Genomic DNA, 5,998 nt, shown 5'->3' on the forward strand with positions numbered 1-5,998 from the left:
AAACGATATTGACCCTGAACTCGTCGCCACGAACGAGTGGGCGGGGTAGTGCAGAGGTTCCTTAGTGTTTTATGTCCTTGAAAAGATTAAAGAAATTCTGTGTCGACGCCTGGGAGACGGTTTCCAACGGAACGCCCCGGAGCTCGGCAATTTTTTCGGCAACGTGGATCACCTTGGAGGGGTCATTGAGCTTGCCGCGGTGGGGAACCGGCGCCAGGTAGGGAGAATCGGTTTCGATCAGGATCCGGTCGAGCGGCACGTTGCGGGCCACCTCCTGGAGGGCTTTCGCGTTCTTGAAGGTCACGATGCCGGAAAACGAAATGTAGAAATTCATGCCGATGGCGGCGTCGGCCACCTCCTGGGACTCGGTAAAGCAATGCATGACGCCACCGACCTCGGCTGCGCCCTCTTCCTGCATGATGCGCAACGTGTCTTCCGCCGCGGAGCGCGTGTGGATGATCAGGGGCTTGCCCGTTTCCTTTGCCGCCCGGATATGGCGGCGGAAGCGCTCCCGCTGCCACTCCAGGTCACCAGTAAGCCGGTAATAGTCGAGGCCGGTTTCTCCGATGGCCACGACCTTGGGCGTGGCGGCCAGTTCGACCAGCTGTTCGACCGAGGGCTCGGGCGTGTCTTCGTAATCTGGATGTACCCCGACAGACGCCCAGATGTGCGCATGTTCCTGGGCCAACTGAACCAGCCGCGGCCAATCGGTGAGATTGACGCTGACGCACAGTGCGTGCGTGACGCGGTTGGCGCGCATGCGCTCGAGGATATCGGGCAGTTGCGCGGCCAGCTCGGGAAAATCCAAATGACAGTGCGAATCGACAAACATGGCGGGAATCGGGAATGAAAGCAGAATCTATAGTAACAACGGCGCGAATTTTCCCGCTGGCGGAAGGTCCCGTCAGGCCGCGGCGCGCTGGCGCGCCCCGAGCAACGCCGTGCAGGCCTGGGCGAGGACATCCTGCGCAAATAGGCGGGCATTGAGCGGATGGTCGGCGATGGCGCGCTGGCGGTTGAGCCAGCGGGACAGCTCCGCAACCCGGGTCCGGTCCGCCCTCGCGGCTATCTTCGATGTTTGGCCGGCCAGCTCAGGAAAATACCGGGGTGGCACGCCAACCTGTGCCAGGGCGACGTCGGTGAGCAGGCGCTGCAGGGCATCCAGCCAGTCGGCGGCCGGGGCCTTGTCCAAGGCGTCGACGATCTGCCCGATGTCAGGCGATCGAGCCTGCGCCAGCGCGCTCGCCAGCGTATCGAGCCAGGCAGCCCGGGGGGCGATCCCGGCCTGCGCGCGCCTCCATGCCGCGACGGGGGCGCCGCCCGCAGCGGCCAATTGGGCTGCGGCATTCTCCACGCCCTGCTCTTGCAACCAGGCGAGCGCCGACTCGCGATCCGGCGTGCCGAGGGGTAGCCGGCGGCAGCGGGATACCAGCGTCGGCAGCAGGCGGTCCGGCGCGTCGGCTACCAGTAGAAAAACCGTTTGCGGAGGCGGTTCTTCAAGAATTTTCAGCAGGCCGTTGGCGGAAATCGTGTTGAGCGATTCCGCCGGATACAGCAGCACGATGCGCAGGCCGCCGCGGTGGGTGCCGGTATTGGCCCATGATTCGAGGGCCCGGATTTGTTCGATGCGTATTTCTCGCGACGGCGCACGCTTGCCGGCTTTTTTTTCCTCGGCATCGCCGCCCGCTTCGTCCGTCACCGCTTCTTCCGCCTGTCCCTCGGCCAGCGCCACCGCTTCGGGGCGAACGCGGCGAAAGTCCGGGTGGTTGCCGGATGCGTACCAGGTGCATGCAGGGCAATGGCCGCATGCCATGGCGCCGTCGGGCGATTCGCAAAGCAGGCTAGCCGCCGCGGCGCGGGCGAATTCCACCTTGCCGATGCCGGCCAGGCCGTGGATCAGCCAAGCATGCGCAAAGCGTTCGCGCTGCTCCGGGCCAAGCCAGGAGCGGGCCACCTCGGTTTGCCAGGGATAGAAACGAGGCAGGCTCATGAGCGGTGCCACGACCTGACGTAGTCGTCGAGCTGGGCCAGCAGGTCTTCGCGGACCTGGGCCATGGGGCGCGTGGTATCGACGATGCGGAACCGCGCCGGATCGGCCTGGGCCCGGGCATGGTATGCGGCACGCGTGCGCTCGAAAAACGCGTCGTTTTCGCGTTCGAAACGGTCGAGCGCGCGGCTGCGGCCCAAGCGCTCACGGGATACCGAGAGCGGAACGTCGAACAGCCACGTCATGTCCGGTTGCAGGTCGCCGTGCACCCATTGTTCCAGGATCGCGATGCGCTCGCGCGGCAGCCCGCGGCCTCCTCCCTGGTAGGCGTACGTGGCATCGGTGAAGCGGTCGCACACCACCCACTTGCCTTCGGCCAGCGCCGGCTCGATGACGGTGCGTACGTGTTCGCAGCGTGCCGCAAACATCAAGAGCGTTTCCGTATCGAGCCGCATGGACTCGGTGAGCAGCAGTTCGCGCAGCTTTTCCGCCAGCGGCGTGCCGCCGGGTTCGCGGGTCTGTACCACGTCCAGGCCGTACCTGCGCAGTTGCTCCACGAGCCACGCCAGGTGGGTGCTCTTGCCGGCGCCGTCCACGCCTTCGAGCGTGATGAAACGGCCTCGGCGCATAGCGGGATGTGTCATGGCTGCACTGCGTCCTTCGCGGCCTGCCCCGTCGTGCGCGCACCCTGCCCCCGTCCGAGCTGGTAGCGCGCGACGTAACGGTTGTGGGCCTCCAGGGTTTCCGAAAAGGCGCTGCTGCCGTCTCCCCGTGACACGAAGTAGAGGTACTTGTGCTTTTCAGGCTGGACCGCGGCCAGCAGCGACGCGCGGCCAGGGTTGGCGATGGGCGTGGGCGGCAGTCCGCGCCGCGTGTACGTATTCCAGGGCGTGTCGGTCTGCAGGTCGCGGCGGCGCAGGTTGCCGTCGAAGTTCTCACCGAGGCCGTAAATGACGGTCGGGTCGGTTTGAAGCGGCATGCCCAGTTTCAGGCGGTTGATGAACACGCCGGCGATGCGCCTGCGGTCGGCTTCCAGCCCAGTTTCCTTTTCGATGATGGAACCCAGGATGAGCGCCTCGTACGGCGAGCCCAGCGGCAGGTCCGGGTCGCGCTGGTTCCATATCTCGGCGAGTTCCCGCTGCTGGGCGCGATAGGCCCGGCGCAGGATGTCGATGTCGCTGGAGCCGGCGGCGAACAGATAAGTGTCGGGAAAGAACAAGCCTTCGGGATGGCTGGTGGACGCGCCTATCATCGCGGCCACGGTGGCGTCGTCGACGTCGTCGAGCGTTTGCCGGATGTCGGGATGGCGCCGCAGCGCCGCGCGTATCTGCCGGAAGTTCCAACCTTCGATGAAGGTGATTTCGCGCTGGGTTACGTCGCCGCGCGAGAGGCGCTTGACCAGCGTCCACAGCGATTCGCCGCGCACGACTTCATAGCCGCCGGCCTTGATGCGGCGGTCTGCGCCGGTCAGGCGCGCCAGTGCGATGAGGGCTTCCGCCGGCACGCCGATGCCCGCCTCGCGGATCCGGTGCGCAATGCCGCGCATGGACGTGCCTTCGTCGATGACGAAGTCCACTTTGTCGGCGGGGAGCGAGAGCGGCATGCGCAGCCATGCCACGCCGGCGCCCACGGCGACCGCCAGCACCAGCATCAGCGTCAAGGCAGAAACGGCCAGCGCGCGTTTGAGGGAAAAATGTCGTTTGGGCATGGGCTGCCTATAATACTTCGATCGACTTCAGCGACTGTTTCAAGATGTCCGTCCAAGAGATTTTATCTGTGAGGGAGCCGCGTGCCGCTTCTGCACGCATGGTGCCGCTCGATCACTTGGCAGTGATCGAGGCCAATGGGGCGGATGCCGTCGACTTTCTGCAGGGGCAGCTGACGCAAGACGTCAAGAAGCTCGGCGATGCCGATGCGCGGCTCGCCGGCTATTGCACCGCCAAGGGGCGGATGTTGGCCAGCGCCGTGATCTGGCGGCCTCGGGTGGCCGACGGCGAGGTGCCTCGCGTGCTGGCCATGGTGGATGCCAGCCTGGCCGAGTCACTGCGCAAGCGGCTTTCGATGTACGTGCTGCGGGCCAAGGTGACCCTTTCCGTTGCGCCGCTGCGCGTGGCCGGCGTGTGGGGCGGTGGCGATGCGTCGGCATTGCACGCGGTTGAAGGCACGCCGTCCGCCGAGGCATGGTCCCGCACCGAGCTGCCTAACGGTACTTGGATCGCCGCGCCGTCTGCGCAGGGAGGTCCCCGGTGGTGGTGGATAGGTTCGGCCGAGCAGATGCAGCAGCTCGGCGAGGTACTACCCTCTTCGGCCGATGTGGATCTCATCCACGCCTGGCGGGCGGCGGACATCGTCGAGGGGTTGCCGTGGATCGTCTCCGCCACGCAAGACCTTTTCGTGCCCCAGATGATCAATTTCGAATTGGTGGGGGGCGTCAGTTTCACCAAGGGCTGCTACCCGGGGCAGGAAGTCGTCGCGCGCAGCCATTACCTGGGCAAGCTCAAGCGCCGCATGTTCGCCGGCCGCCTTGCGCAGGCCGCGGATGCCGATGCCCTGGTCGGTGCCGACATTTTCCAGGAAGGCGAAGAGCAGCCGTGCGGGCGCATCGTCAACGCTGCGCGGGACGGCGGCGGCCTGGCTGTGCTCTACGAGTGCTCATTGGGCGCCGCGGGCGGCCCTGCCCCGCTGCACGCGGGGTCGCCGACGGGCCCGGCCATCGTGGCCGTTCCCCTTCCCTACGCCCTGCCCGAGTCAACCTCGCCGGCGTAAACGCCGGAGCCTTGGAGCCGCGATGAACTACCTCTACGTGTACTACAAACTGCACGAAGCACAACGGCGCCGCGCGCTCGAGCCCGCACGGAGGGTGCTTGAGGCCGGGCGTCCGTGGAGCCGGCGGGTCGCACTGCTGGCCCGGCCCGAGGTGGAGGGAGGCGTCGCGACCTGGATGGAGGTGTACGAAGGTGTCGATGACGTGGCCCGGCTAAGTAACGCCTTGGATGCTGCCGTGAAGGAGACCGGGCTCGCGACCTTCTTGGCGGGGCCGCGCCGCAGCGAGGTTTTTGCCGAACTGCCTGCCGATGCGGCAGGATGGGAAGCCTGACCATGTGCCTGATCGCCTTTGCCTGGGATCCGCGCGGTCCGACGACTTTGCTGTTCGTGGCCAACCGCGACGAGTTCTACGCCCGTCCGACGGCTCCTGCCGACTGGTGGCCGGACCTGCCCGACATTTGGGCCGGACGTGACCTGGCAGCCGGTGGTACCTGGATGGGGATCACCCGCCAGGGGCGATTTGCGGCGATCACCAATTACCGCGAGGCGGGGCGGCACGATCCGCATGCCCCGTCGCGGGGCAAGCTCGTGACCGATTTCCTTGCCGCGGATTGCTCTCCCGCCGCCTACTTGCGGCAGCTGTCCAAGCGCGCCGAGCCCTACAATGGGTTCAACCTGCTGGTTGGCGATCTTTTCGCCCGTACGCCCTCCCTGTGGTACCTGTCGCACCGCCGCGGTTACCCCGCCACGCCGCCCGAAGCCTTGACTGCGGGCGTGTATGGGCTTTCGAACGCGATGCTGGACACGCCTTGGCCCAAAGTCGTGCGCACGACGGCGGCGCTGGCTACGCTCAAGGCGGCCGACGCGCGCACGCCTGCCTACCTGCAAATGTTGAGCGATACGACCATCGCGGATGATGCCGAGTTGCCGAGCACCGGCATCAGCATCGAGCGTGAACGGGCGCTGTCGGCAGCCTTCATCGTGACCCCTGATTACGGCACGCGTGCGCAAACCGTGCTGCAGGTGACCCGGGATGGGCGGGTCGAAGCGTCCGAACGCAGTTTCGAGAACGCCGAGCAGGCGCGCCGCCTGGCCCCGGCGGCATGGCGTCAGGTAACGTTCGCCGTCCCGAATACCGAACGAAGGTAATCCGTCGTATCGCGATGGGCGCGGCGCGCCGCGCGCAATGCGCCCCCCATGTTGTAGAAGCCGTGGACGACACCCGCGTAGGTTTTCACTTCGACC

At 66.3% G+C, this 5,998-nt stretch carries 7 protein-coding genes; 3 read left to right on the plus strand and 4 right to left on the minus strand.

What is annotated here, in order from left to right; all coding sequences use genetic code 11:
* Positions 1-61: 61 nt before the first annotated feature.
* The 4 genes from IRZ12_RS14830 to mltG form a co-directional block, all read right to left on the minus strand.
* The gene (locus IRZ12_RS14830) at positions 62-832 is read right to left on the minus strand and encodes a TatD family hydrolase (RefSeq protein ID WP_296469935.1); all 771 of its coding nucleotides are present in this window, start codon (positions 830-832) and stop codon (positions 62-64) included.
* A 72-nt stretch (positions 833-904) separates the two neighbouring features.
* Positions 905-1,990, minus strand: coding sequence for a DNA polymerase III subunit delta' (holB, locus tag IRZ12_RS14835; RefSeq protein ID WP_296469938.1), 1,086 nt, complete (start codon positions 1,988-1,990; stop codon positions 905-907).
* Complete coding sequence (gene tmk / locus IRZ12_RS14840; protein WP_296469942.1) at positions 1,987-2,631, minus strand: dTMP kinase; 645 nt, start codon at positions 2,629-2,631, stop codon at positions 1,987-1,989. The genes holB and tmk overlap by 4 nt, the downstream gene beginning before the upstream one ends.
* Positions 2,628-3,695: an endolytic transglycosylase MltG gene (gene mltG / locus IRZ12_RS14845; protein WP_296469946.1), complete on the minus strand. Its 1,068-nt coding sequence runs from the start codon at positions 3,693-3,695 to the stop codon at positions 2,628-2,630. Before mltG ends, tmk begins: the two co-directional genes overlap by 4 nt.
* 68 nt (positions 3,696-3,763) lie before the next feature.
* Between mltG and IRZ12_RS14850 the strand changes: the two genes are divergently transcribed.
* Genes IRZ12_RS14850 through IRZ12_RS14860 form a run of 3 tightly spaced genes read left to right on the plus strand, consistent with a single transcriptional unit; the run spans position 3,764 to position 5,902 of the window.
* Entirely contained in the window at positions 3,764-4,753 is a 990-nt protein-coding gene (locus IRZ12_RS14850) for a folate-binding protein (RefSeq protein WP_296469948.1), read from the plus strand.
* Between the two features lie 22 nt (positions 4,754-4,775).
* Complete coding sequence (locus tag IRZ12_RS14855) at positions 4,776-5,084, plus strand: DUF4936 family protein (protein WP_296469950.1); 309 nt, start codon at positions 4,776-4,778, stop codon at positions 5,082-5,084.
* A gap of 2 nt (positions 5,085-5,086) precedes the next feature.
* Positions 5,087-5,902 carry an NRDE family protein gene (locus IRZ12_RS14860; protein ID WP_296469952.1) on the plus strand — a complete coding sequence of 272 codons (816 nt, stop codon included), beginning with the start codon at positions 5,087-5,089 and terminating at the stop codon, positions 5,900-5,902.
* Positions 5,903-5,998: the final 96 nt, after the last annotated feature.

This window comes from Pigmentiphaga sp. (assembly GCF_019689535.1).
Taxonomy (GTDB): domain Bacteria; phylum Pseudomonadota; class Gammaproteobacteria; order Burkholderiales; family Burkholderiaceae_B; genus Pigmentiphaga.